Origin of the sequence: Paenibacillus dendrobii, assembly GCF_009807035.1 — a bacterium.
GTDB classification, from domain to species: Bacteria; Bacillota; Bacilli; order Paenibacillales; family Paenibacillaceae; genus Paenibacillus_AQ; species Paenibacillus_AQ dendrobii.
The window spans coordinates 378,897-404,081 of record NZ_WUBI01000003.1 but is presented as its reverse complement, the minus strand read 5'-3'; the positions used below and the strand labels follow the sequence as shown (position 1 = coordinate 404,081).

General features: G+C 50.4%; 22 protein-coding genes, 2 pseudogenes and 1 riboswitch. Of the genes and pseudogenes, 14 read left to right on the top strand and 10 right to left on the bottom strand.

The genetic code is table 11. From position 1 onward, the window contains the following. Positions 1-59 precede the first annotated feature (59 nt). Positions 60-1,736 carry a copper resistance protein CopC gene (locus tag GRF59_RS20015; protein WP_160499482.1) on the bottom strand — a complete coding sequence of 559 codons (1,677 nt, stop codon included), beginning with the start codon at positions 1,734-1,736 and terminating at the stop codon, positions 60-62. A gap of 307 nt (positions 1,737-2,043) precedes the next feature. Between GRF59_RS20015 and GRF59_RS20010 the strand changes: the two genes are divergently transcribed. Beyond that, positions 2,044-2,418: a TIGR02328 family protein gene (locus GRF59_RS20010; protein ID WP_160499481.1), complete on the top strand. Its 375-nt coding sequence runs from the start codon at positions 2,044-2,046 to the stop codon at positions 2,416-2,418. A 227-nt stretch (positions 2,419-2,645) separates the two neighbouring features. Further along, on the top strand, positions 2,646-2,813 hold the full coding sequence (locus GRF59_RS29470) for a hypothetical protein (protein ID WP_202128771.1): 168 nt from the start codon (positions 2,646-2,648) through the stop codon (positions 2,811-2,813). Between the two features lie 91 nt (positions 2,814-2,904). On the opposite strand, the gene GRF59_RS20005 is transcribed toward GRF59_RS29470, so the two are convergent. Further along, positions 2,905-4,752, bottom strand: a complete 1,848-nt coding sequence (locus GRF59_RS20005) for a bifunctional diguanylate cyclase/phosphohydrolase (protein WP_160499480.1) — start codon at positions 4,750-4,752, stop codon at positions 2,905-2,907. A 392-nt stretch (positions 4,753-5,144) separates the two neighbouring features. Between GRF59_RS20005 and GRF59_RS20000 the strand changes: the two genes are divergently transcribed. The 4 genes and pseudogenes from GRF59_RS20000 to nfsA all read left to right on the top strand — a co-directional run bounded on the left by GRF59_RS20000 (position 5,145) and on the right by nfsA (position 9,403). Continuing rightward, entirely contained in the window at positions 5,145-5,522 is a 378-nt protein-coding gene (locus GRF59_RS20000) for a metal-sensitive transcriptional regulator (protein WP_160499479.1), read from the top strand. A gap of 133 nt (positions 5,523-5,655) precedes the next feature. Then, positions 5,656-5,859 carry a copper ion binding protein gene (locus tag GRF59_RS19995; RefSeq protein WP_160499478.1) on the top strand — a complete coding sequence of 68 codons (204 nt, stop codon included), beginning with the start codon at positions 5,656-5,658 and terminating at the stop codon, positions 5,857-5,859. Positions 5,860-5,989: 130 nt separating this feature from the next. Continuing rightward, positions 5,990-8,431, top strand: coding sequence for a heavy metal translocating P-type ATPase (locus tag GRF59_RS19990; protein WP_160499477.1), 2,442 nt, complete (start codon positions 5,990-5,992; stop codon positions 8,429-8,431). 229 nt (positions 8,432-8,660) lie between these two features. Beyond that, positions 8,661-9,403 (top strand): annotated as a pseudogene (nfsA, locus tag GRF59_RS19985) (oxygen-insensitive NADPH nitroreductase). Between the two features lie 68 nt (positions 9,404-9,471). On the opposite strand, the gene GRF59_RS19980 reads toward nfsA, so the two are convergent. Then, positions 9,472-10,272, bottom strand: coding sequence for a TatD family hydrolase (locus tag GRF59_RS19980; protein ID WP_160499734.1), 801 nt, complete (start codon positions 10,270-10,272; stop codon positions 9,472-9,474). Between the two features lie 248 nt (positions 10,273-10,520). Here GRF59_RS19980 and GRF59_RS19975 point away from each other — a divergent pair, with 248 nt between their 5' ends. The 3 genes from GRF59_RS19975 (at position 10,521) to GRF59_RS19965 (ending at position 12,936) form a co-directional block, all read left to right on the top strand. Next, the gene (locus tag GRF59_RS19975) at positions 10,521-10,859 is read left to right on the top strand and encodes a PadR family transcriptional regulator (protein ID WP_160499476.1); all 339 of its coding nucleotides are present in this window, start codon (positions 10,521-10,523) and stop codon (positions 10,857-10,859) included. Beyond that, positions 10,849-11,496: a permease prefix domain 1-containing protein gene (locus tag GRF59_RS19970; protein WP_160499475.1), complete on the top strand. Its 648-nt coding sequence runs from the start codon at positions 10,849-10,851 to the stop codon at positions 11,494-11,496. The genes GRF59_RS19975 and GRF59_RS19970 overlap by 11 nt, the downstream gene beginning before the upstream one ends. 120 nt (positions 11,497-11,616) lie before the next feature. Continuing rightward, on the top strand, positions 11,617-12,936 hold the full coding sequence (locus GRF59_RS19965) for a B12-binding domain-containing radical SAM protein (RefSeq protein ID WP_160499474.1): 1,320 nt from the start codon (positions 11,617-11,619) through the stop codon (positions 12,934-12,936). 15 nt (positions 12,937-12,951) lie between these two features. Here the strand turns inward: GRF59_RS19965 and GRF59_RS19960 are convergent, their stop codons facing one another. Further along, positions 12,952-13,413 carry a DUF3888 domain-containing protein gene (locus tag GRF59_RS19960; protein ID WP_160499473.1) on the bottom strand — a complete coding sequence of 154 codons (462 nt, stop codon included), beginning with the start codon at positions 13,411-13,413 and terminating at the stop codon, positions 12,952-12,954. Positions 13,414-13,650: 237 nt separating this feature from the next. Between GRF59_RS19960 and GRF59_RS19955 the strand changes: the two genes are divergently transcribed. Then, the gene (locus GRF59_RS19955; protein WP_341480114.1) at positions 13,651-15,558 is read left to right on the top strand and encodes a beta-N-acetylhexosaminidase; all 1,908 of its coding nucleotides are present in this window, start codon (positions 13,651-13,653) and stop codon (positions 15,556-15,558) included. Between the two features lie 83 nt (positions 15,559-15,641). On the opposite strand, the gene GRF59_RS19950 is transcribed toward GRF59_RS19955, so the two are convergent. The 4 genes from GRF59_RS19950 to GRF59_RS19935 form a co-directional block, all read right to left on the bottom strand. Continuing rightward, a complete protein-coding gene (locus tag GRF59_RS19950) occupies positions 15,642-16,490 on the bottom strand; it encodes an ABC transporter ATP-binding protein (protein WP_160499471.1) in 849 nt (282 codons plus the stop codon). Between the two features lie 30 nt (positions 16,491-16,520). Next, on the bottom strand, positions 16,521-17,282 hold the full coding sequence (locus GRF59_RS19945; protein ID WP_160499470.1) for an ABC transporter permease: 762 nt from the start codon (positions 17,280-17,282) through the stop codon (positions 16,521-16,523). After that, positions 17,279-17,572, bottom strand: a complete 294-nt coding sequence (locus GRF59_RS19940) for a thiamine-binding protein (protein ID WP_160499469.1) — start codon at positions 17,570-17,572, stop codon at positions 17,279-17,281. The genes GRF59_RS19945 and GRF59_RS19940 overlap by 4 nt, the downstream gene beginning before the upstream one ends. Before the next feature lie 228 nt (positions 17,573-17,800). Continuing rightward, complete coding sequence (locus GRF59_RS19935; RefSeq protein ID WP_202128770.1) at positions 17,801-18,844, bottom strand: ABC transporter substrate-binding protein; 1,044 nt, start codon at positions 18,842-18,844, stop codon at positions 17,801-17,803. A 172-nt stretch (positions 18,845-19,016) separates the two neighbouring features. Then, positions 19,017-19,129, bottom strand: a riboswitch (TPP riboswitch). A gap of 144 nt (positions 19,130-19,273) precedes the next feature. Between GRF59_RS19935 and GRF59_RS19930 the strand changes: the two genes are divergently transcribed. The 3 genes from GRF59_RS19930 to GRF59_RS19920 are packed head-to-tail and all read left to right on the top strand — an operon-like array spanning position 19,274 to position 22,949. Next, a complete protein-coding gene (locus GRF59_RS19930) occupies positions 19,274-20,368 on the top strand; it encodes a GerAB/ArcD/ProY family transporter (protein ID WP_160499468.1) in 1,095 nt (364 codons plus the stop codon). Continuing rightward, entirely contained in the window at positions 20,365-21,804 is a 1,440-nt protein-coding gene (locus tag GRF59_RS19925) for a spore germination protein (protein WP_160499467.1), read from the top strand. The genes GRF59_RS19930 and GRF59_RS19925 overlap by 4 nt, the downstream gene beginning before the upstream one ends. A gap of 8 nt (positions 21,805-21,812) precedes the next feature. Then, a complete protein-coding gene (locus GRF59_RS19920) occupies positions 21,813-22,949 on the top strand; it encodes a Ger(x)C family spore germination protein (RefSeq protein ID WP_160499466.1) in 1,137 nt (378 codons plus the stop codon). A gap of 119 nt (positions 22,950-23,068) precedes the next feature. Here GRF59_RS19920 and GRF59_RS30310 read toward each other — a convergent pair. Together GRF59_RS30310 and GRF59_RS19910 are read right to left on the bottom strand one after the other, a co-directional pair. Continuing rightward, positions 23,069-23,179 (bottom strand): annotated as a pseudogene (locus GRF59_RS30310) (VOC family protein); the annotation flags it as partial. Between the two features lie 6 nt (positions 23,180-23,185). Further along, positions 23,186-24,412, bottom strand: a complete 1,227-nt coding sequence (locus GRF59_RS19910; protein ID WP_160499464.1) for an MFS transporter — start codon at positions 24,410-24,412, stop codon at positions 23,186-23,188. A gap of 179 nt (positions 24,413-24,591) precedes the next feature. On the opposite strand from GRF59_RS19910, the gene GRF59_RS19905 reads away from it, so the two are divergent. Beyond that, positions 24,592-25,011, top strand: coding sequence for a pyridoxamine 5'-phosphate oxidase family protein (locus GRF59_RS19905; RefSeq protein ID WP_160499463.1), 420 nt, complete (start codon positions 24,592-24,594; stop codon positions 25,009-25,011). Positions 25,012-25,185: the final 174 nt, after the last annotated feature.

The following is a 25,185-nucleotide window of genomic DNA, read 5'->3' as shown; positions in this document are numbered from 1 at the left end:
GGATTCTTTTTTTTTGTGTATATTGTGAAAATTTTAATTAAAATTCTTAGTTTATGGCATTAACGATTACCGACATGAATCACCATATCGCTATCCCAGGTTTCAAGTTGATCGGTCAGAACATGCACATGGACATTCCATTTGCCTGCCATGGTGATCAGATCCTGGGCCTTGTAACCTTCCGCTTTTCCTCCTGGCATGACGATTTCGTATTTTCCCATATCCATGTCCAAAGAGGTCAGGGTGAGCTTGATCTGCTGTATTCCTTTGACCGGTTGGCCCTTGCTATCCTCTACCTTAACCTGGAATTCATTCACTCCAGTTACATTCGGAGTAATATCAAGCTGTATCACGTTTTTGTTCTCCAGCGTCTGCTCCATATGGACCGGGCCAGGCGAAGTCGAGCCGGTTGGCATATTGGTCAGTGCTGCCGCCAAGACGAGGGCAATGACACCCGCAGCAAGTTCAAGCCATACACCGGCCTTTAAAGTGTCTTTGGCTTCTTTGCCGCGCAGCAAATTCCAGAAAGCGCAGGCGATCATAATGAGCATCATAATGCCTTTGGCATACAGAATCTTTCCGTACGACGTATGGAACAGTGAATACCAGGTCGGAACATACTGCAAACTGGCGTATATGCCGCTGATCAGAATCAGTACGACGAAGATGGTTCCCCATAAACTGAATCGCCGGATCACGGCAAAATAACTTTTTTTCCGGTCCTCGGGATCTGCGGGCAGGGAAGCCTCCTTCGGAAGCAGCACGGCAAATGCCAGCAGGCTGCCAAGCCATAGGGAAGCGGCGCCCAGATGGAGAAAGTCCATCGTGATACCGAGGGCTTTGTATTCGGAAGCGGCGGGATGGCCGATAAAGGACTTTGCCAGCAGCATGCCCATGACCAGCAGGAAGGAGACGGTACGGGCAATATAAGCACTATCCCGGTCCTTCATTTTAGGAAGAGCGGCAGCCAGGCCCGTAATCAGAACCAGCAGAATGAGCTGTACCATCCAGACCTCACCGAAACTGGTGATTCGCAGCATCTTGAGGAGCAGAGACGGATCAGACCAGACTCCGCTCCAGCCCACGCCGGCATCGATCCCGGTCTGCAGCGGTAAACTGAGCAGAAAGCTTGCGGCAAGAACGGCGATATTGATCCACATCAGCCGGATGCTTCTACCGGACCATGCCGACCGGTTCCCGGCACCTGCCGGAAGCAGGTACAGCTGGAAGAAATAGATTCCGGCGAGAAACGCAAGACTGGTATAAAACAGCCATCGGATGATGACCAGGTCAGTCCCGGGCCAATCGGATGCGTTGACGACCGTATGCGAGGCATCGCCGGTACTGCCGCCGCCTGTTCCAATTTGAAACGAAAAGGTGCCTTCCACCGGATGACCGTCCGCAGAGACGGCTTTCCATTGAACAGCATAGACGCCTTTTTGCAGATCCGGCTGCAGGTCGGCCTCAAGAACAGAATTTTCTCCTTCCGGAATCCGGCTTTCACTGAGATTTACCGTTTTTCCGGATGAGTTTGTGACCTTTATCGAATGAAAGGCTTTTTGCAGAGGCTCATTAAAATGTATAACTGCTTTGGCTGGCGGCTGGGCCAGCACTTCATTCTCGGCCGGAGAAGACTTGACGATATAAGCATGGGCCGAAGCGAATCCCGGAAAGAGCAGCAAAGCTGCAAGCATCACCGTCATGAATCCCGGAAGAAACCCTAATTTCTTTATCAATCCATCACCTTCTATGCGGAGCTTTGCAAATAGCGAACAGAGTTAAAGCCTCAATTGCAAACATCCTGAGTTGTCTTTAGTGTGCACGCTTTGGCACAGGGTTAGGCGTGAGCGAGCGTAGTATTCAGTGTATTGCCTGAGCCCCAAAATTATTTTATAGCTGCTGCCCGCGGATGGAAATGACCCGAGTGGGCTATTCGGCATGAAGAGAAGTGCAACACTTCCCTGGCGTGGACGTTCAAACAGATGGTTTGGCGGTATAATAGGATCAGGACAATCATTGCGAAAAAAAGGAGAGGGTGGACCGATGCGTTTATGGCATGAGGCGTTGATTTCCAGGCTGCCACGCCCGCAGTTGCTTGGCCAACACCGGGAATGCTGCGCGCTACGCGGCAACGGTTGGGGCAAAAAACACGCTACCGTAAACTATGTTTTTGAACACAATCCGATGATGTTGGTTCGCTATCATGTGCTGATTATGAATGAAATGAAGAGCAGATCTTATCATGTGGACAATTTGTGGCAAAATTCACTTTATCGTGGTAAGTCCTGCGAACCATGGTCGGAAGCAGAGCTTGTTGCACTGGATGAAGCATCATCTTATCCCGAGCATGATGAGGCATATCTGCAGGAATGTCTGGATAATCTGGCGCAAAAAGGCCTTGTCATTGCCCTTTTATAGATGAATAAGGGATTTTTTAGTAGGTAATTTGCTGAATGAGGTGGTATACCGGAGGATTCGGGAGTATCTTTTCGGCTGATACCGCTGCAGCAACCCTCCTGCAAGCTCAGCTGGGTCAGGGGATGATCAGGCTTTTTCTGAACATTTTCAATATTTTTCATAACGCTTTATAATGATAAAGAACTTCCCGGTAAGTTCAAAAAACGATCCAGGAGTGATTTAATTTTATGAGTCAAGCTGTATTGGAACGCCGTAGTGAACTGCTGAAGAAAAACATTCAACAACTGCTCATTCAGGATAACCAACACGGAATCAGCCGTCAGGAAAACATGTTTCTGCAGCAAATGATTAAAGAGCTGCATCAAACTTCCCACGAAATGAACGGCCACAAGTAGACTCTTTTGCAAACATCTTGATTATTTTCATAGTAAATAGACAAGGGCTGTCCACCGCTGAATCCTTCTGCGGTGGTACAGCCCTTTTGAATTATAAGCTGGATTCGGCCTGAGCCGGTTCCAGTCCGGTTTTGCCTTCAATATAGGCAATGAACAGTTCGGACAGCTCTGGATCAAACTGGGTTCCGGAACAAAGCCGGAGCTCCTCGATGGCTTCCTTGATGGATTTCGTAGCCTGATATGGCCGTTCTGAGGTCATCGCGTCGAAGGAGTCAATAATGGTGAGCATCCGGCAAAGCAGGGGGATTTCTGCGCCTTTGTAGCCATGGGGATAGCCGTGTCCGTCATATCTTTCATGGTGAAGCTCAATGTAAGGGGCAAGCCCCTTGAATTTGTCGTTGGTCATGGCCATTTCCTTGCCCCAGTTCACATGCTTCTTAATCGCTTCCCATTCTACAGGAGTCAGGGCATCCTTTTTGTTCAGGATTTCCCAGGGGATTTCGAGCTTTCCGATATCATGGATCAAGGCGCCAAGCACGAACTGCTTGCGGGTGTTTGCATCGAGCTTCAGGAGAAGGCTCATATCCATGGCATAACGGAATACGCGTTTGGAATGCTTGAACGTATTGATATCCTTGTAGAGAAATAAATTGAGCAGCTGCTCGATGTCCCGCACATCCTGGGCGATTTCGATTTCCTGTTCGATCGGGACGGAACTTCCAAAGATGTAGGCAATGTTTTTACCCTGCTTTTTGGCATCATACAGTGCCTGATCCGCTTGGAGCACAAGGAGTGATTTATCATGGATGTCAATGTGATATGAGGAAATGCCCGCCGAGAAGGAAAGACATGCATGCGGAAGGATCTCTACCCCTTCAAACGCGGTGTCATTAACCATTTTACGTAGTCGGTTGACGAGAATCAGCGCCTCTTGTTCCGTATATCCCGGCATCAGCAGCGTAAATTCCTCGCCGCCGTAACGTGCAGCCGTCACCCCGGCCCGGGCAGCCTCCTCTTGCAGAATTGATCCGAGTAAACCGAGCAGCTTATCTCCTTGTAAATGGCCAAAATGATCGTTATAGCGCTTGAAATCGTCAATGTCGATCATGGCGAGTGAGAGCGGGGTAGATTCACTGCGGGCATACCTGATTTCCTTTTCGAGAAGGTTTTCAAAATAGCTGTGATTGAAGAGACCCGTACGCTGATCGCGAATGGCCCGTTCCTGAAGCTGCATGTACATGTCAAACAGCTTTTTAAAAAGATGAGAAAGGAATATGCTGATCCCGAGGAACAAAACAAGTCCGGTAATCCCGTTGTTTACGATCAGGATGGTCAGCACAAGCGACAAAATCAGAATGCACAGGTAGACCAGTACCGATTCCTGAAGAAGTCCTTTTACCATGCGGTAAATATCGCTTCGGTCGATCATATAGTAGTAAATTCCGATGCATAGCACGTTGATGGCGAAGTATATGATCAAGGCTCCTACATAAGACAGTAGATGTACATTTTGCAGCTGTCCTTGCTGTCCGCCAAGCCCCTGGAAAACCGTCCCGGCTCCAAAGATCATGATGGTATATATCGCAAAGTTGGTTAAATGCTTCCACCATGAAACTTTTCGTTCCAAAAGCGCAAAAAGCAGCGAACTCAGAAGCAGAAGTGCCAGCGCAGCCGGAGTTCCGAAAATGAAGAGACAGGCCAGGTAAACGGCTGAATCCATCGACTGTTTGCTGCCTTCAGGAGGGATCTGAAAAGTATAAAAATAAAGGATCAGCGACGCGCAGAACATGGAACCCAACAGCAGCCATTGGTCGGATGAATAGTGGAGGGACAGATGTCTAATACTGAACAAAAACAGGAAGGTGCCGAGCAAGCTGAACAAGAGGGCATTCATATTCCTTGATATCAAGGAATTCGTAAAAGGGCGTTTTCTAAACATGGCATCTTCTCCTGTCGTTCATGATGTGTTCTGAAGCTGAAGCCCGTATGTATGATGAATACATGTATCAGTATGGAAGAGGGCGCGCTAAATCAATATAAGTGAAACGGTTTCCACACGCAAATATCCCTGAGAATTACATTGAATTTTAATTCCTCTGCATTCATATTCTCTTAAAAGGGATGCTTATCTAATCGTATTATTTTATCTGAGTGAACCCATAGCGATAAGGTGAATTATTCGACCCATGAATTGGCAATTCCTTCTAGGTGGGAGGTTTTTTTAAAAAGGTTAAAGGGCGGAGCGAATGTTCTGTTTTATGTCTCTTGCATACCTAGAGGGGGTATAGTATAATGTTGTTGTGGCTTCGATCAAAGGAGGAGTGGATTGAGATGATTGCTGAGACAAATCAGAATGACCATGTTCAGGCCAGCCCGGACAATGCAGCTGCCCTGCAGAATGAAACCGAAACCTGTGAGGCTGGATGCAGCGAGCGGCATAGCCATCATTCCCAGCAAACGAAGAATAATCTCATAACCCGTCTGAATCGCATCGAAGGGCAAATCCGCGGCATCAAGGGATTGATCGAAAGAGATACCTACTGCGATGATGTCCTGAATCAGATTGCAGCCATCCAGGCCGCTCTGAATGGGGTCGGCAAGCTGCTTCTGGAGAATCACATGCGAAGCTGCGTGGTGGAGCGAATTGAGTCCGGTGATCATGCCGTGATTGATGAATTGTTGGTTACGGTGAAGAAGTTGATGAAATAATATTCCCTATATAAAATGAAATATGGCTTGTTCTGCCATCTCATGAGCGGCTATTGCTTCCGATGAGAGGATGATTCTTTTCTTTATTTCAATTTATATAGCAGGGATTGTACAATTAGAGGAGGAATATATCATGAAAAGCGTAACGTTGAATGTTCAGGGAATGTCTTGCAATCATTGTGTAAATGCTGTTGAAGGTGCTGTGAAAAATGCAGGTGCAACCGGCAAAGTGGATCTGTCTGGAAACAAGGTTACTGTGGATTATGACGAAAACAAAGTAAGCCTCGACACCATTAAAGCAGCCATCGAAGACCAAGGCTACGATGTAGTAGTCTAAGCTTAACAGCTTAAGATATCCCGTAACGAATACCGGGCAGCCCCAGATCCGATGAGGTCTGAAGTCGCTGCCCTTTTTTATAGAAAGTATATACCCCGTAAGGGTATATTTCTGGAAAGGAGCCGAGGTCATGGAACAAAATACGGGAAACCGGGAGAACGAACATCAGGCGACGCTGCAGATTACCGGAATGACGTGTGCAGCCTGCGCGACCCGGATTGAAAAGGGACTGGGCCGAATGGAAGGCGTCAGCTCGGCCAACGTCAATCTGGCGCTGGAGCAGGCCACCGTCACGTATGATCCGAAGCAGTCGGATTTACGGAAGATGGAAGAGAAAATCGAGTCTCTCGGCTATGGCACGATGAAGGAAACGATGGATTTTGAAATTACCGGTATGACCTGCGCAGCCTGCGCCACGCGGATTGAGAAAGGGCTCAGCAGAATGCCGGGCATATCCCAGGCGAATGTCAATTTGGCCCTCGAAACCGCCCATGTGGAATATGCGGCAGGCATGGTTACCGTTAAAGATATGATGAAGAAGGTCGAGCAGCTGGGCTACAAGGCTCTCCCGAAGCAGGAAGCCAAGGACAGCGCGGAGCTGCGCCGGCAGGAGATCAATCATAAAAGGTTCAAATGGATGATGGCGGCCATTCTCTCGCTGCCGTTGCTATGGGCGATGGTAGGGCATTTCTCTTTTACTTCTTGGATTCCGGTACCGTCGCTGTTTATGAATCCATGGTTCCAGCTGGTGCTGGCGACACCGGTTCAGTTTTTGATCGGCGGCCAGTTCTATGTCGGAGCGTACAAGGCGCTGCGCAACAAGAGCGCAAATATGGACGTGCTGGTCGCGCTCGGGACATCAGCAGCGTACTTTTACAGCTTGTACCTGACGATTCGCTCTATTGGGATGGAAATGCATCATCCGGTAGAGATGTACTATGAAACCAGCAGCATTCTGATTACGCTGATCCTGGTCGGCAAATGGTTTGAGGCGCTCGCGAAAGGCCGCTCTTCCGAAGCCATTAAGAGCCTGATGGGTCTGCAGGCCAAGACTGCGCTTGTTCTTAGGGACGGCCAGGAGGTCAGCATTCCGGTTGAAGACGTGGAAGTGGGCGATACGGTCATCGTCAAGCCGGGAGAAAAAATCCCGGTGGATGGAAAGGTGCTCCAGGGGCTGTCTTCCGTGGACGAGTCCATGCTGACAGGTGAAAGCCTTCCTGTCGAAAAGCGTGAGGGCGATGCAGTGGTAGGGGCTACACTGAATAAAAACGGGATGCTGCGCGTCCAGGCAACCAAGGTCGGCAGTGAAACCGCATTAGCGCAGATCATCAAGGTCGTGGAGGAAGCACAGGGCTCCAAGGCTCCCATCCAGCGGATTGCCGACGTCATCTCCGGCATTTTCGTCCCGATTGTGGTCGGCATCGCGGTCGTGACGTTCCTGATCTGGTATTTCGGCGTGGAACCGGGACAATTTGCATCGGCACTCGAAAAGGCCATCGCAGTACTCGTCATTGCATGTCCATGTGCGCTGGGTCTCGCGACTCCAACATCGATCATGGCCGGATCGGGCCGGGCGGCCGAGTTCGGCATTCTGTTCAAAGGCGGAGAACATCTGGAATCGGCACAGGCAATTGAAGTCGTCGTGCTCGATAAAACAGGTACAGTCACGAGCGGCAAGCCAGTTCTGACCGATGTCATTCCCGCGCCGCTGATGACGGAGCAGTCCTTGCTCCGCACGACGGCTGCCGTGGAGCGCCAGTCTGAACATCCGCTCGCGGATGCCATTGTCGCAGGGGCGCTTGACCGTAGCAAGTCCCTGCCGCTGCCTGAAGCGAAGGATTTCGAGAACCTGCCGGGCTATGGTGTCTCTGCTAGAGTAGACGGCAGGCTGGTACTCGTCGGCACACGTAAGCTGATGGCGGAGCGGGGCGTTCCGGTAGAGGCTGCCCTGAACGCGATGCGTCAGCTGGAGGACGCAGGCAAGACGGCCATGCTGGTAGCCGTGGACGGCAAGTATGCCGGTATGGTCGCCGTCGCGGATACGATCAAGGAAACCTCCCGTGAAGCGGTATCCCGTCTGCAGGAGATGGGGATCGAGGTCATCATGATCACTGGCGACAATGAACGCACGGCGAAGGCCATTGCGGCACAGGCTGGCATCCATCAGGTTCTGGCCGAAGTGCTGCCAGAAGGCAAGGCAGAGGAAGTGAAGAAGCTGCAGCAATCCGGCAAGCGCATCGCGATGGTTGGCGACGGCATCAACGACGCGCCGGCGCTGGCCACTGCCGATATCGGCATGGCCATTGGTACCGGGACGGATGTCGCCATGGAGGCGGCGGATGTGACGCTGATGCGCGGCGATCTGAACGCGATCGCCGACGCGATCCTGATGAGCCGCCGCACGATGGGGAATATCAAGCAGAATCTGTTCTGGGCACTGGCGTATAACACGATCGGTATCCCGATCGCCGCGATCGGCTTCCTCGCCCCTTGGCTGGCCGGTGCGGCCATGGCCTTCAGCTCGGTGTCGGTGGTGTTGAATGCGCTGCGGCTGCAGCGGGTGAAACTGTGAATTCATAAAAAATAGTCAGCAGTCTTGGACAAGTCGCGAGTCGAACTCGCTTCCTGTTCCAAGGCTGTTTTTTTATTGTAGAATATGATTTGTGATGCCAGAGCTTCTTTTATCTCTCCATTTGTAAATTCCGCTAAAGTATAATATTCATATGGGGTAATACTACGATGGGGAGAATTACATAAGAATTCATCCATTGTGACAGCTATGAGAAGGAGGAGATTTCCAAATGAATGATACGTTGACCCTACTTATGAATCACCGCTCGATTCGTAAATTCACAGATGCACCGGTTTCCGGGGAGCAGCTGCATGCGATCGTCTCTGCGGCGCAAATGGCCTCTACGTCAAGCAATGTCCAGGCTTACAGCGTTATCGCCGCTACCGATCCTGAGCTGAAAAAGCAGCTGGCCGTACTGGCAGGCAATCAGGCTTACATCGAGGAATGCCCGGTATTTCTCGTATGGTGCGCGGATTTGTACCGCTTGAAGCAGGTAACGGCAGAGCCCCTGCAGGAGCGGGAATCCTATGAAACGACAACGGAAAATTTTGTTGTGGCGACAGTGGATGCCGCGCTCGCTGCCCAAAACGCGGCCATTGCCGCAGAATCTATGGGACTTGGCATCGTTTATATCGGAGGCGTACGCAACCGCATCGCTGAATTGTCCAAGCTGTTGGATCTGCGGAGCTCGTTTATCCGGTATTCGGCATGTGCATCGGCGTGCCCGACCAGGAGCCTGGACAGCGTCCGCGCCTTCCGCTGGAATCCGTGCTGCACATGAATGGCTATTCCGAAGAGCAGAGCGTGGGGCCGGTGAAGGATTATGACGCGACCATGAAGGCTTATCTGAGTGAACGTACAGGCGGCAAAAAGGATACGCCTTGGACGCAGGTGATGGCCGACAGGCTGGCGGAACCGATCCGCATGCATATGAAAGAATTTTTGGACGACAAGGGCTTCATGAAAAAATAACAAGGTATAGCGAAAACGGCTCGAACACTTCCATCTCGCGTTGGATGTGGCTCGGCCGTTTTCATATTTTAGATGCCGTAAAAGCGTTTGGCATTGTCATACAGCAGACGGCGCGCTTCAGGCAGAGGCAATCCCTGAATACGGCCCCAGGCTTCAGCCACATCGGCCGTCATCCGTGGATGCGTCATTTGCCCGGCAAAAGGTCCCTCGAAAGGCCAAGGTCCGTCGGTTTCCGACATGACGAGAGAACGAGGATATACGCTTGCCAGCTCCTGAATCTCTTTTTCATATACAATATCGGGTGTGAAAGATACATAGTAGCCTTGCTGCGCCATATGCTGCAAGGTTTCAGCCGGACCCTTGAACCAGTGGAAATGGGCACGCTTGATCTTATACTGTGCAAGCAGGCGGCAGGCGATAGCGGCATCCTCATAGACGGCATGAAGCACGATGGGTTTGTCGTGATGCTGGGCAAAGGCTACGAATCGCTCAAGCAGCTCCTCATAGGGACGGGAGTCAAAAGGGTGGCCTGCCTCTTCGGCTTCCATACGGGTGTAATAAGGTAAGCCAACCTCGCCGACGGCAATCATGTCCCCGCTATGATAGTCCATCCAGGCGAAGAGCTTATCCATCTCGGCTTCATCAGGAAGCGGCTGCTCGGGATGGAACCCGAAGGCTGGATGGATGTGGGACGGATAACGCTGAGCCAACTTCAGATGGGTACGGGCGGAATCCAGGTGCATGGAGACGGCAATGACGCTTTCCACACCGGTATCTTTAAGCTCGGACATGATTTGCTGCTGCTGGGCTTCTTCATAAGAGTCGAGGTGAATATGCGCATCGATCAGCGGTGGAAGGGATTCAGTCATATCTAATGCATGAGCTGTTCCCTTGCTGTGAATGTTGGTATGTGTGTTGTTCTTGTCATCGGTTTCTGGCGAAAAGCTCATAGTAAGGCACCTCCGGATGCAGATGTGTGTTGAAGTGAATCGCGCTTATATAAAATTTAACAGTTCATCGTTTGCTGATCAACGCCTCATATGCTACAGTAATACTCAAGTGACTACATAGAATTTCTATATAGATAATTTGCAAAGCATTAGGCAGGTGAAAGAGGTTGTTTAATCGGGATTTGGTTAAAGGAAGCATATCGCTGGCACTGCTGCAGCTGCTGAGCGAGCAGGACATGTATGGTTATGCCTTGTCCAAGGAAATGGAGAAGCGGAGCGACTCGCATTTGTTGTTGAAAGAGGGAACGTTGTATCCTGCATTGCAAAAACTGGAACAACAGGGCTTCATCTCATCCTACTGGAGTGCGCAGTCCAAGGGGCCTGACCGTAAATACTATAACATTACAGCTGAAGGCAGGGAGATGTTGGAGGACAAGAGCCGGGAGTGGAGCCGCTTTGTTGCCGTGATGTCCAAGGTGCTGGGGGGAAGCGCGGATGAACGCTGAGCTGGAAAGCTATCTGGAAGTTGTTTATCGTCATCTGCCCAGGTCGATCAACCGGGAAGACGTGGTAGCGGAGCTTCGTGCACATTTGGAGGAAGCTGCCATGGAGCTGCGGGCGACAGGCATGGGTACGGCAGAGGCTGTAAATTTGGCCCTAAGCCAAATGCCGCATCCGCGAAAGCTGGCCTTGGCATACAGGAGCGGGAGGCCTTTACCGGCAGCGGTATGGAGCGCAGCGCTGCTGTCGGTCAACGGTTTATGCTTTGCAGCGGGTACGTGGTTTATCATTAGTCATCGCTTAGGATCAACTCCTGCTTCGTATGGATTCCAGCTGCTGGCGGCTCAGAAGGAATGGGTGCTCCTTATGTATACGCTGATTTGGCTGCTTTCGGGATTTATGCTTGGACGCAAATATGGGGCTCAGGCAGAGAAGTGCATCCGGCGTATTATAATCCTTCCACTGTTGCCTAATTATTTGTTCATGCTTCTAGTCTTATTTCGAATAATACCGGAGTATTGGTTTGACTCCCTGTTAAGTCTGCCGTTTATCCTGCTGTGCGTTGGTGCTACATTCATGTTCGGCCATTTAGTCCGCATGGGCTGCAAATGGGGGAAATCGGCTGCACTGAATCATGGATGATGCTCTTTTTCCCGCGAATGCACGCAAGTTCTTTCCATAGCTTATCTGCGGACTGTTGTGGAATGGACTCGCTACGAGTAAGTACATAGAATATCTACTTAGAATGGAGTGAGCACAACCATGAATCCGCGATACCAGGTTCATCTGATCACGGCCGAGTCCGAGGATTCCCGGCGTGTACGGCACCGGAGAATCATCCGTTTTCCGCAGCTGACCATGCCGCTGCTTGCGGCATATACGCCGGATCATTGGGAAGTGACGCATACGGATGAGATTGTACAGAAGGTCCGGTTCGACCGTCCCTACGATGTTGTGGGCATTACGGCGAATACCCCCGCTGCGCCACATGCATATGAGTTAGCGGCAGCGTATCGCAAACGGGGCGTCAAGGTCGTTATTGGTGGACCGCACGCGACATTAATGCCTGAAGAAGTTCAGCTTCATGCCGACGCGGTGGTGGTCGGAGAAGGGGAGTTGGTCTGGCCGCAGCTGCTGGCGGATGTGGAAGCAGGCTGCCTAAAGCCTGTATACCGCTCCTGCCAGCTTCCTGATCTGAAGAATATGCCTGCGCCTCGCTGGGATCTGATCAAGGGAAGAGTCTACGGCAAGGGCGTTACCATTGCGACAAGAGGTTGTCCTTTTGGATGCGAATACTGCACCATTCCCCAAATGTATCAGCGCCGGATGCGTTACCGTCCGGTTGCGGACATCGTTGAACATATGAAGCGGATGCCCGGAAGGGCCCTGATCTTCTGGGATGATAATATCGGCGCGAACAAGGCCTATGCCAAGGAGTTGTTTAAGGCGATTGCGCCTTACAAACGCTGGTGGACAAGCCAGGCCACAGCAGACGTGGCTTTTGACGATGAATTCATGGAGCTGGCTGCGCAAAGCGGCTGCAAGGCGCTTTTTCTGGGCCTCGAAACCATCTCGCAGCAAAGTCTCGATTCCGCGAACAAGGCGCATAATCATGTGGACCGCTATCGAGAGATTATCCGGCGGTTTCATGATTACAGCATTGCCGTTCAAGCTGGAACGGTATTTGGGTTTGATCATGACGATAAGTCCATTTTCCGTACAACCGTGGAATTTTACCGCGAGGTTGGTCTCGACTCGGCAACCATCAGCGTGCTGATTCCTTTTCCCAATACTCCGCTGTTCAACCGGCTGGACGCAGAAGGACGGATTTTGACCCGGGACTGGTCCAAATACAACGGTAAGAAGGATGTCGTGTACCAGCCAGCCCTGATGTCTCCCGAAGAACTGCTCATGGGGATGGAATGGGCGGCAAGGCAGTTCTACTCGGTACCTTCGATTATCGAACGGATGTGGAAGTCGAGAACAGGGCTCTGGTGGAATATCATCCGCAATGCCGGATACCATCTGGCCCTGCGGAATTTCGGCCGCGTCGGCTGGAACCCGGAAACGAAAGAACCTTAGGAGCTGGAATGCCGATCACGGTGTTCCGTTCGTACTCTTCAGCATCTCCTGCAGATTCGGAGGCAGCTCGAAGGTCTGCAGATGCCTGAAGGCAATCAGTTTGACTTTATCGGGGAAGAGAGGGGAGACTTCAAAGGTCATCCGGTCTTTTCCGACCGCAATATGAGGCCCGAGGACAGGCGTGGTCTCCAGCGTAATGGAAAAGTGAAAGCCGCGGTCTCCCGGCCCACCGTTGACTCTTTTGGCCTGCTTGATCTCGATTTGATACGGATACACGAGCGGATTGTCAGGAAGCCGGTTCTGATAATAGTCGTTAACGGCTTGTTGAACGTCAGGAAGAAGAAACTCCATCACCATGTCTTGGTACAGCAGCAATTTTGGCTCTTTGGACTGAATAACGGAGGCTTCAGCATTAAGTGGAATGAAGAATAGAAGAATGGACATCAGCAGCAGAACCGATCGTAATCGGGTTTTCATAGATTCACCTCGTATACAACGATCCCCAGCTTTGCGCGAAATTATTCTGCGAAGTAAAAAATGATATATATCCTGTGAACAAAAAATGAAACTTAGCCATTAGGAGCGGAAAAGCTGCACCTGTGGTATCGATCTCTCTTCTAAAGTGCTATAGTACTTAGATCAAGATGCTTGCCATATTTGCCATAGCAGATGATTAAAATAGGGTTTGCATCCGTTTTAGAGGAGGAAAGAGCAGTGAAGATTCATTTATATGGACAAATCAGCGGACTTATCGAGGGCATGGCAGAGCTGTCGGAAATATTACATATAGAGCTGCATGAGAATGGGCTTCCGGTTGAAGTGGTACAGGCGCCTGGAGCGCTTCAGGCTAAACTTCAGGGCGGCAAAGGCATCATTCGCTATCAGGATAAAATACACTTTTTCCGAGCGCTGGGCCTGTTTGTGCAGCATGCTGCGGAGAAAGATCAATTCGAAGTAGCCGAAGAGCCGAGTTTTAGCTTTAACGGTACCATGCTGGACGTTTCCCGCAATGGCGTGCTGACGGTTCCGATGGTCAAGCGGTTCATTCGCTATATGGCTTTGATGGGACTGAACGGACTGATGATGTATACCGAGGATACATTCGAAGTTGAGGAGCAGCCTTATTTTGGCTACATGCGGGGACGGTATACAGTGGAAGAGCTGCAAGAGTGCGACACGTATGCGGACATGCTTGGCGTTGAAATGATTCCCTGCATCCAAACGCTTGGCCACCTGGCTCAAGCGCTGAAATGGGGTTATGCAGCGGGCATGAAGGATCATCAGGATATTTTGCTGGTCGGCGAGCCGAAGACCTATGAGTTCATTGAGCAAATGATCGCATCCGCCGCCAAAACCTACCGTACGAAGCGTATCCACATCGGCATGGACGAAGCGTTCCAGGTCGGGCTCGGAAATTATTTGCGGAAGCACGGTTACCACAACCGCTTCGAGTTGATGAACGAGCATGTGGCGAAGGTGCTGGAGATTACGGAGCGCTACGGCCTGAAGCCGATGATCTGGAGCGATATGTACTTCAATCTGCTGTCGAATGATACACAGGGCGGATTGTACAACATTAATGCCGACTTTTCCGAGGATAAAATGGACCAGATCCCGAAAGGCGTCCAGTTTGTATACTGGGATTATGGCAAGGCGGATGAAGAAGGCTACGGACTCATGTATGACAAACACCTGAAATTCGGTTCCAAGCCGATTTTTGCAGGGGGTATCCACATCTGGAACAACATCGTTCCAAACTACGGCAAGACGTGGAATATCAGCCATCCAGCGCTGCGTGCGGCCAAAACCAAGCAGCTGGACGAAGTGCTTGCGACTGCATGGGCAGATAACGGGAATGAAAATAACCATCTCACCATTCTGCCGGGACTTCAGCTGTTCGCCGAGCATGGATATGGCCATGAAGCGGATGAAGAGAGCCTGCGGGACCGTCTTCGTATCTGCACGGGCCTCGACCTGTTCAAGCCGGTGGTTGCGCTCAGCAGGATGGATGAAGCGCCTGGCGTCCTACCGGAGAACTACTGGATGGCTAATCCGTCCAAATACCTGCTGTGGCAGGATCTACTGATCGGCTTGTTCGACAAGCATATCGAGCCAGATACGGAAGCGGTTCTGCCGGATTATTACGAGGAGATGGCGAAGGAGCTGGGCGGTTACCGCGTTGCCCTGGACGCACCTTTCGATCAACTATTCGAGATGTACGAGAAGCTGGCGCGCGTGCTTGCGCTGAAGAGCACGATGGGCGTGCAGCTCAAGCGCTTCTATGACAAAGGACAGAAGGACGAGCTGCGCCGTCTGGCGGAAAAGGCGCTGCCTGAGCTGTATCGCCGTGCGGATGAGCTGCGCGTCGCGCACCGCCGCATGTGGATGCAGACGTATAAGCCATTCGGCTGGGAAGTGCTCGATATCCGCTATGGCGGCCTGCTAGCCCGGATTCGTTCGGCGGAGGACCGCGTATTGGATTATATCGATGGACATGTGGACAAGCTCGAAGAGTTGGACGCGGAGCGGCTGCTCTACGACCAGACCGGCGTGCCGGAAGCGGGTCCGCTGAACGTCAATGCGACGTATCAGAGTATCGTGACGGCGGGAGCGTTTGTGTAGAAGAGAATCACATCAAAGAGGGGTGCTACAGGTTAATGAACCTGTAGCACCCCTCTTTTTGGACTTTATCGCTCGAAGCAGTATTATTTCTTCGACCTAGAGCCCTGCATCTTCTGCTGCTCCTCGCGCATCCAGCCGGAGAGTTCCCGTCTGAGCTTGATAAAATCCGGATGCTCGATGATTTCCTCCCGGCGCGGGCGTGGAAACGGCACATCAACGACCTGAAGCACCGAGGCCGGACGGCCGGAGAAGACATAGATACGGCTGGAGAGCAGGAGGGCTTCTTCAATATTATGCGTGATAAAAAGCACGGAGCGCCGGCTTTCCTCCCAGATATCCAGCAGCCAGCGCTGCATGTCGCTCCGCGTCAGCGCATCGAGCGCGCTGAACGGCTCATCCAGGCACATCAGCTCCTGCGGGCTGAGCAGAGCGCGCAGAAAGGCCGCCCGCTGCTGCATACCGCCTGACAGCGTATGGGGATGGGCTTTCTCGAACCCGCCTAAGCCGACCTTATCCAGCCAGTAGCGGGCATTTTCCCGGGCGGCCTGGTCGACGCTGCCCTGCACCTCTTGCGAGAGCAGCACGTTATCTTCAATGGTCCGCCATGGGAAGAGCGCGGGCTGCTGGGGCATATAGCTGATATGCCCCTGCTCTCCGGTCACATCCGTCCCGTTCATCCGCACGGTTCCGGCATCCGGCTTCACAAGGCCGCCAATGATATGGAACAGCGTGCTTTTGCCGCTGCCGGACGGGCCAACGATGGACACGAACTCACCCTTCCGGACGGTCAGCGTGATATCGTCGAGCACCTGCAGGCTGCTGCGCTTGGCACGGAAGGACTTGCTGATGCCCGATGCTTCAAGGGCAGGCGGGAGCTCTGTCTCCGCTGTAGCGGGTTTGGCATCCGACCGTATTTCTTCAGTAATTGACATGGGTTACAGCTCCTTTCTTCATCCCGGGCATCAGCTTTCCTGCTTCGGCTTCCAGCGTACGAGCCATTTCTCGAGCAGGGCGATCAGCCCGAACATCAGCAGGCTTAGCAAGACAATGATCATAATGGCGACAAACATGCGGTCGGTGCGGTAACCGGCCTTTTGCAGCATCATATAGTAACCGATGCCTTTATCGGCTCCAATCCATTCCGCAATGACAGCACCCATGACGCTGTACGTAGCCGCGATTTTAATGCCCGAAAAGATCGAAGGCAAGGCATGCGGCAGCTCGAGCTTGGCAAAGATCTGTCTTTTATTTGCCCCAATCATCTGCATGTAGTTCAGCATGATTCGGTCTGTTTGCTTCAGCCCGCCCATCGTTGCGACGGCAACGGGGAAGAAGCAGACGAGCGTGATCACGATAATCTTAGGCAGCAGGCCAAAACCGAACCAAATCATCAGGAGCGGTGCAAGGGCGATGGTCGGAATATTCTGGCTTAAGATCAGCAGCGGATACAGCGCCGACTTCAGGAAAGGAACCATATGAAGAATCAGTGCAATTACGAGTCCGACCAGCGTTCCGATGATAAAGCCCTCCAGCGTCAGCCTGACTGTGGCCAAGACATGACCCCATAAATCGGCTCCGCCGCCAGTGGTCTGCTCAGCAATATCTCCCGGAGAAGGCAAAATCCATTTTTCAATATGAAACAGCGATGTACACAGCTGCCATACGATCAAAAAGAAGAGGACCGCCACGACGGGCGGCCACACCTGACTCCACCAGCGTCTCATGGACGGTATTTCTCCGTGAGACGCTCCATGCTGATACCGCTGGGATTATGGGCGATTTTGATCTGGGAGATAATGCTCTTGCTGCCTGCTTCCACAAGAGCCGTATGCATGTTGCGTACAACCTCCAGCAGTTCTTCCAACTCGCCTTCCATCGTCGTCTCTAGCGGATGAACCTCGTATTTCACACCGGATTGTTGAATAACTTCGATCGCGCGGTCTACGTAAGGAATGGAATCTTCATTATTAGGGGTCTTTGGAATGACCTGAATGCTGAGCAGAGTATGTGCCATAATGAATCACGTCCTTCTGATAAAATGTATTACTCGATAACTTGAGTGAATCATGGGGTGTGACTAGCTGCGAAAGGTAGCGGAGGGGGCGGAATCGTTCTGGAGAAGCGCAGCGGTCGCCTTTGTCTCCGAATTTCTACCTTACAGATAATATAATCAGGAAATTTGGAGACAACAGCGATTGGAAGAATGATCCGCCACCGGAGCGGCCTCGGGTCTCCATACACCTTAAGGCAAGAAGCCATTTGTATATGCGCTGCTGACATCCAACTGCTTGTCGAGCAACTTATGCTCATACATCCAATCGGAATAACCTTGCCATACTTGTTCCTTCTGCTCGCCCCAACGCGCTGCATCGTCCTTGTATTTCGGACTGAGCCATTTCTGGCTGGCCATAACCAGATCCTTATCAAGCTCAGGCACGGCTTTGATCAGAATGTTAGCTGCATCCTCCGGATGGTCGATCGCATACTGATATCCCTTGGAAGTAGCGCTCATAAAGGCTTTGACAAGCTCCGGATCGTCCTTGATCTGCTTCTCGTTCGTTACGAGCACCGGTGTGTAATAATCCAGCTTGTCGGAGAAATCCTTCACGTACAGCATATCAAGCGGCTGTTTTCGCAGCTCGGCTTCAATGCCGGTCCATCCGTAAAAGATCCAGGCAAAATCAATATCACGCTTCACGGCTGTAAAATAATCCGCTTCACCCATATTGACGATTTTAACTTTGCTCACATCGGCCTTGTCGATGTCCATAATGGAATCGATCACCGCTTGCTCGACAGGAGAGCCCCAGCCGCCGTAGGTCTTGCCTTCAAAATCCTTCGGCTTCTTGATGTTCCGGTCCACCGGCGCAGCAAACCCGGAAGTATTATGCTGGATGACGGCCGCGATGGACACGAGCGGTACCCCTTGCGTCCGCGCCTGGGTCACGTTCTCCTGAACGCTGACGCCAAAGGGCACTTTGCCGGATGCTACCATGGCATCTGCTCCACCGGAGCCAGGCTGCACGATTTCGACATTCAGGCCTTCTTCTTCGTAGTAGCCTTGGTCCTTAGCCACATACAGTCCGGTATGGTTCGTATTTGGCGTCCAGTCGAGGACAACCTTTACATCCTTGAGCTTCTTGGTTTCAGTTCCATCCGCAGCAGAGGATGATTCACCGGATGGTTTGCCCGCATCCGTCGTTTGGGTGTTCTTGCTTCCGCAGCCGGCAGCAACCAGCATGAGCAGGAAGGCTAGTAGAAGCAGCCCGATCTTCTTCGTTTTCATTGTTTCTCTCTCCTTACCAGTTTTCTCCCCTTCATTGCAGTAGAATCGTTTCTTTCCATATCTGAGAGATGAATAACAGGATCATGACGGATATGTATTCCGATGACTCTATCATTCAACAAAAAAGCGCCCCGTATACGGGACGCTTAAGTAGCGCAAGATGGGCATGGCGAAGCGCCATGACGATGCTTTCCTACGCTGGCATTACCCAGATCAGGTTTAAGGGTCAGTATCTTGAAGGGATACAATCTCAGCCGGCCAATTCCAGCACCCCGGATTCTTATGAAGTTACGGGTATATCAATGAGTATTATAGTCTTATCTCTGGAGGAATTCAATCCATTCCCGCTACGCCCCTAAAAGAAGGCGTATAAAGCATCAGAAAAATGCCATTATAAGGATGGAGGAGAGGGCTGGTCTATTTAGGAGGATGAGGAAAATAAAAGCACCCATTTCGTTTGCGCAATCCATCATGATCATTATGCTAAGTACAGGCCTTCTGAATCATGTTATTATCCTTCCTATTATGCTGGATGCAGCTAAGCGAGACGCCTGGATTTCAGTGCTGCTGGCTGGCGCATGTGCGCTGGTTTGGATTTTTATCCTGCAAATCAGCAGCACCAAAATCAATAAGCAGCACCTGTTTGAATGGCTTTCGAAAGCTTACCATCCCATTGTAGGGCGCATGTTTGCAGGGATCGCTGGCGTATATCTATTTGCCATATGTATGCTCACAACCAGAGACACGGTGTACTGGATCCATCTGACCTTCTCTCCGGAGACGCCCATTGTGGTTTTCACCTTCTTGTTCCTTTTGATTTCGGCGATAAACGCTTATTTGGGTATTCATTCCCTGGCCCATACCGCCGGCATCCTGCTGCCGATTGTGGTTGTTTTGGGCTTTTTTGTAACGTTATCGAACACACCTCATAAGGATTATTCCTTATTACAGCCGATGCTGGAACACGGCATCCAGCCGGTTTGGAACGGGGCTGTATACGCAGGAGCCGGTTTTGTTGAGGTTATCATGCTTCTGTTTTTGCAGCATCACATCAAGTCGCGACTGACATATTTATCCTTTATGATCATGATTCTGCTTCTCTTGGGTCTCACGATCGGTCCGATTATCGGCGCGATTGTTGAATTTGGTGCCGATGAAGCCGATAAGCTCCGCTTCCCCGCGTATGAGGAATGGAGATTGCTGATGATTGGCCGCTACATCGAGCATCTGGACTTTTTCAGCGTGTACCAGTGGTTCAGCGGTGCATTTCTGCGGATTTCCCTGGCCATGTTCCTCATTCTCGATGTATTTCAAATTAAGAGCAAAAAGGGGAAGCTATGGGTGCTTGGCTGCATATTTTTGGCCATTATCGTGTTCTCGACCATTCCTTTGAGCGATCAATTTTTCTTGAAAATGTTGTCTTATTACGTGCTTCCATTTTCTTTATGGGGAATGCTGATATTTTCAGTGATTATTGCCGGGCTGATCGGGTTGGCCCACCGAAAGGGGAAGGTGACGTCATGAAAGAGCTTGATCAAAAGAAAACCCAAACGCTTGAGGATACAGCTTCACGGTTATTCAGTTCAAGCGCAGATATTCAGAGAAGGACAATCTCCCTGTCGAATTCGGACTATACCGTACACCTGGTTTATTGCGAGGGAATGTGCGATGTCAATAAAGTGGAGCAATACATCATACCTGAATTAAAAAATATTCCAGAGGATATTTTCCAGACGAGTGATATGGATTTGGAGCAAAAAATTCCATTTCATATGAATCCCCTTCAAACGGATCAGGTGGAAGCATCCATGAAAGAAACCGTGCTAAACGGTGATCTCCTACTGATCTTTAAGCCTTCGAATCAACTCTTCTCCGTGACCTTGTCCAATCCACCCAAACGGACGCCGGAGGAACCGAATACGGAAGTGTCAACAAGAGGACCCAGAGATGGCTTTACGGAAGATTCATTCACCAATATTGCTCTGATTCGGAAAAGAATCAAGACCGACTTACTGGCGGTTGAAGAATTCACGATTGGGTCCCAGACGGCTACGAAAGTTCATCTGTTATACCTCAAAGACACGATCCAGCCGCATGTTCTTGATGAGATTAAGACAAAACTGTCCCGCGTACAAATCAAAGGACTCATCAGCTGTACCCAGCTGGAAGAAAATCTGATGGGGTTCTCTTTTTTTCCGCTGATGTCTTATACGGGAAGGCCGGACTATGCCGTCAGTTCGCTGCTTCACGGCAAGTTTCTGCTGGTGATGGGTGGTGCACCGACTGTGATTATTGGACCGGCGACTTTTAATTTTCTGCTCAATACTTCGGAGGATGCCCATTACGTTAATATCTTTGTTTCATTCACGAGGTTTTTAAGGATATGCGGAGTGCTGCTCTCCATATTTCTACCCGGGTTTTGGACGGCGATCACGACGTTCCACCAAGACCAGATTCCTTTTACATTACTGGCAACCATAGTAAATTCCAGACAAGGCGTGCCTCTTCCAACTCCTTTGGAAGCCGTGGTCAGTCTCCTTTTGTTCGAGATATTCCGGGAGGCGGGAATGAGATTGCCCTCTTCGTTCGGACAGACGCTTTCGGTTGTGGGCGGGTTAATTATCGGTCAAGCAGCCATCAGCGCCGGCATTGCTGCTCCCGGCACCATTGTGATTACAGCGATTTCTGTACTCGCCACATTTACGCTTGTGAATCAGCCTTTGGTCAGCGTTGTCAGCTTGGTTCGTATTGCCGTACTCTTAATCAGCGGAATTCTAGGGCTGTTTGGTACGTTAATAAGTCTGTTGGCTCTGGTCCTCTTTCTGGTTAATCTACGTTCTTTCGGCACCTATTATCTGTCTCCTATATCTCCGCCGCGCTTTAAGGACATATATAAAGTGTTTTTCAGAATGCCATGGGGCAAGGGGAAATTCACCGACAACTCGGAAAATAAAGGATGAGAATGAGCATGAAAATAATTCGATGCATTCTTGTCACCGCGCTTTTCTCCATGCTGCTTACGGGCTGCTGGGGTGCAAGGGAAATCGAGCATATGATTTACGTCAATACAATCGGTGTCGATTATGTAAAGGGCAAAGTCGTGGTTTATATCCAAATGGTTAACTTCAGCGGTATTGCCAAGAAAGAGTCGGGGCAGACCCAGGCGCAGAAAACGTCCCTAGGGAGAGCGGAAGGCGATTCGTTTGATACCGCGATCTTTAATTTGTACAGTTCAAGCCCGCAAAGGATTGTCTGGAGCAATGTGAAAACGATCGTATTTAGTGAGGCAGCCCTGAAGAATGGCGTGATCAAACAGGTTATGGAAGTGTGGGACCGGTATTATGAATTTCGTTATACTGTTTGGACCATGGGGACCAAGGAACCTATCGAAAAAGTACTCAATACGGCGTCAATCAGTGATTTATCCGTGATTTACTCGCAGCTTAATAGCCCCATGCATACGTATGAACAGAGCTCAATCATTGCTCCGATGTATCTGTACAACTTTATAAGAAAGTGGAAAGAGAAAGGCGAGACGGTGCTATTGCCTTATCTGGAGATTAAGCCAGGCTGGTACGATAACAAACAGCCATCTCCCAACATTAGCATGACCGGAGTCTGTTTTTTGGATAATCAGCAATACCGGGGCTGTCTGGAGGGCAATGATATTTTGGGGCTTCGATGGCTGGAAAAAAAGACGCAAAGAACGCCCCTGGTGCTCAAGGAAGGTAATAAAGTAAAGGCATTGATGGTCATGAACAAGCTTAAATCATCCATACATCCAAAGCTGAAACAGGGCAAGCCCGCGTTCGACATCAAAATATCCATGCAGGCTACGCTCCCTCAATTAAACACAAGTCTTCATAAGAAACAGCTTGAACTGCAAGCGACAAAGGAAATAAAAGATGAAATTATGGAGACTTACTTGAAGGGCTTGAATATGGAGGTAGATGCTTATGGGCTATCGGCACAATTCTATCGCAGTATGCCAAAGAAATGGCACAAGCTGAACACCAAGGAAAAAATCGCTCTGGATCCAAGCAGTATCGATAACATTGATATTAAGGTGAATCTCATCAGCGGTGGAATATCCAAGATGAGGTAAGGGTTCTTCAGTAAAAAAAGCGTCCCGGACCCGGGACGCTTTCTTATCTCTGGAAGAATTCAATCCATTCGCGCTCCGGACCGTAAATGAAGAAGTAGCGGTACTCGTTGGATGGCAAAATGATGAACGGTTCCTTCTGCCGGAAGGGTATCACTGTAGCCTTGCATCAGCTCGATTTCCGTTTCGTCGCTGTCTCCGAAGCCGAGGAATGCGAGCTGGAATACGCCATTATCCGTCTACAAGCCAGCCTGAATCACTTGCTGCTCTTTATATCCGCGCTGTTTGCGCTGAATCTGGAAGGCCGCGAAGCTTAAAATGACCATGAAGAGCGTAAACAGTGCTAGCATCCAAGAGGTTTGATTTACCTTCAAATGATCCATGCTCCAGCCGGTTAGCAGCGGAATCAATGCTCCCCCAACGCCTCCGGAAGCAATCAGAATGCTAGGCGTGGACTCTTCGCTTCCTGCAAGCATTTTGCTGGCAAACACGAGTGCAATCGAGAAAATGCCAGACATGAACAGGCCGAGCAGGAGGATAACGACGAAAGAAGACCAGATGCTGGCGGTAAAAGGAAAAATCGCGAGCAGGATCAGCGCCGCTATGCAGCTGACAAATACATACACACGGTAGTGAATGCGCTCAGCGATGGTTCCCGCAAAGATCCGGCCAATGGACATGGCGACCCAGAAGCAGGTTACGCTGAGTGCGGCTCCGGCTTCCTTCATGCCGATTTTTTCAATTAAAATGGCAGGCATGAAATTGGCCAGGCTCATCTCGGTGCCGACATAAATGAAGAAGAACAGCATGAACATCAACAGAATCCATAAGGACTTGCCCTGATAGGGGAAAGCCTTCTTGGGCATGGAGTCCGAGCCGCTGAGACTAGCGGTTGCCTTCTTGACACCAAGCTCGGCATTGATGGTTTCGCCGAAGGAGCTCTTGGACCAGAACAGTAAGGTAACCAGGGCGAATAGGGATATGACGAGAAATGAAAAACGCCACAAGCCCTGCGTAATCATTCCGCTGGCAATCAGCGGCATAACCATAGCCCCGACACCGAAAAGGACCTCAAGACGGCTCATGGCGACAGCTGTTTTTTCTTTGATGGCTGCAATGATAATGGTTCCAATGACCGCTTCAATCATGCCGAAACCAAAGCCCGCGCATGCGGCAATCGGGTACAGCCATTCCCAAGGCAGGAGGAGCATGTAAGCCAGTTCGGCAGCGCAGAGCATCGAGACCGCGATCAGCAGACCGCCTCTTTTGCCGAATTTCTTGTTCAGTATAGGGGAGACAAGGACTCCACCCAGAAAGCCGGCGAATTGCGTGAAAATAAGCGTTCCGCCTTCGCTGTATTCACGCCCGTAATGCTCGAGAAGCACGGGAAGAACCGAGCCGAGCACGACATGGGCCAGACCAATCAAAAAGTAGGATAAGCATCCTATCCATATTAAGCGTTTCATGATGAACTCCTTTACCTATATAGTATGCTGAGATCGTATCATCTTTCATCATACCAAGCTGCCGCTTCGGCGTATATCGATTCATAAAAAAATTTCCTGTACGGTTCATCCAATTTCGGAAAGGGTACACTACATATACGCGCGTTATGCTAATCAACAACGGATAGGAGCAGATAGAGATGGAAGCTAAAATTGTTATGGAACAGAATCTTGCGAAAGTCCTGGATCACAATGAATTCTGCGCATTTGCCACCATTGAAGGAAATCGGCCCAAGCAGCGCTACATGGCGCTTTACAATCAGGGGCTCAGCATACATTTGGTTTCAGACCGGAAAACTCATAAGGTGGAGGAGCTCCAGGAGAATCCGCATGTCTCCTTGCTGCTGGGATATGAGAAGGGCGGAACCAAGGATGTCGTGGAAATTGAGGGTACTTGCACCGTTTCGGATAACAACGAGCTCCGCAAGCAGGTGTGGAAGCCGGAATTCGAGAAGATGTTTTCCGGTCCGGACGACCCCGATTATGTGATTCTCCAGGTCAAGCCGGTGCGTATCGAATTTACCTCAAGCAGCGGCGAAAAGCACGAATGGGTCGAGTAAAAAGCGCATCTGCGAATAGGGTTTTTAGGCCTATAAATAGTATGTAAGATCTTATATAATACCTGGGACAGGGTCCCAGGTATTATTTTTTAATAAATGGGTGTATTTGTCTTTATTTCAGCATGAAATCGATATAAACTACTAATGGATCGACGAAGGATTTAACCGATGGTT

Coding starts and splice junctions, on each gene's coding strand:
- GRF59_RS20010 (WP_160499481.1), top strand. CDS start 2,044: ATGCGTTTATGGCATGAGGCGTTGATTTCCAGGCTGCCACGCCCGCAG.
- GRF59_RS29470 (WP_202128771.1), top strand. CDS start 2,646: ATGAGTCAAGCTGTATTGGAACGCCGTAGTGAACTGCTGAAGAAAAAC.
- GRF59_RS20005 (WP_160499480.1), bottom strand. CDS start 4,752: ATGTTTAGAAAACGCCCTTTTACGAATTCCTTGATATCAAGGAATATG.
- GRF59_RS20000 (WP_160499479.1), top strand. CDS start 5,145: ATGATTGCTGAGACAAATCAGAATGACCATGTTCAGGCCAGCCCGGAC.
- GRF59_RS19995 (WP_160499478.1), top strand. CDS start 5,656: ATGAAAAGCGTAACGTTGAATGTTCAGGGAATGTCTTGCAATCATTGT.
- GRF59_RS19990 (WP_160499477.1), top strand. CDS start 5,990: ATGGAACAAAATACGGGAAACCGGGAGAACGAACATCAGGCGACGCTG.
- GRF59_RS19980 (WP_160499734.1), bottom strand. CDS start 10,272: ATGACTGAATCCCTTCCACCGCTGATCGATGCGCATATTCACCTCGAC.
- GRF59_RS19970 (WP_160499475.1), top strand. CDS start 10,849: ATGAACGCTGAGCTGGAAAGCTATCTGGAAGTTGTTTATCGTCATCTG.
- GRF59_RS19965 (WP_160499474.1), top strand. CDS start 11,617: ATGAATCCGCGATACCAGGTTCATCTGATCACGGCCGAGTCCGAGGAT.
- GRF59_RS19960 (WP_160499473.1), bottom strand. CDS start 13,413: ATGAAAACCCGATTACGATCGGTTCTGCTGCTGATGTCCATTCTTCTA.
- GRF59_RS19950 (WP_160499471.1), bottom strand. CDS start 16,490: ATGTCAATTACTGAAGAAATACGGTCGGATGCCAAACCCGCTACAGCG.
- GRF59_RS19945 (WP_160499470.1), bottom strand. CDS start 17,282: ATGAGACGCTGGTGGAGTCAGGTGTGGCCGCCCGTCGTGGCGGTCCTC.
- GRF59_RS19940 (WP_160499469.1), bottom strand. CDS start 17,572: ATGGCACATACTCTGCTCAGCATTCAGGTCATTCCAAAGACCCCTAAT.
- GRF59_RS19935 (WP_202128770.1), bottom strand. CDS start 18,844: ATGAAAACGAAGAAGATCGGGCTGCTTCTACTAGCCTTCCTGCTCATG.
- GRF59_RS19930 (WP_160499468.1), top strand. CDS start 19,274: ATGAGGAAAATAAAAGCACCCATTTCGTTTGCGCAATCCATCATGATC.
- GRF59_RS19925 (WP_160499467.1), top strand. CDS start 20,365: ATGAAAGAGCTTGATCAAAAGAAAACCCAAACGCTTGAGGATACAGCT.
- GRF59_RS19920 (WP_160499466.1), top strand. CDS start 21,813: ATGAAAATAATTCGATGCATTCTTGTCACCGCGCTTTTCTCCATGCTG.
- GRF59_RS19910 (WP_160499464.1), bottom strand. CDS start 24,412: ATGAAACGCTTAATATGGATAGGATGCTTATCCTACTTTTTGATTGGT.
- GRF59_RS19905 (WP_160499463.1), top strand. CDS start 24,592: ATGGAAGCTAAAATTGTTATGGAACAGAATCTTGCGAAAGTCCTGGAT.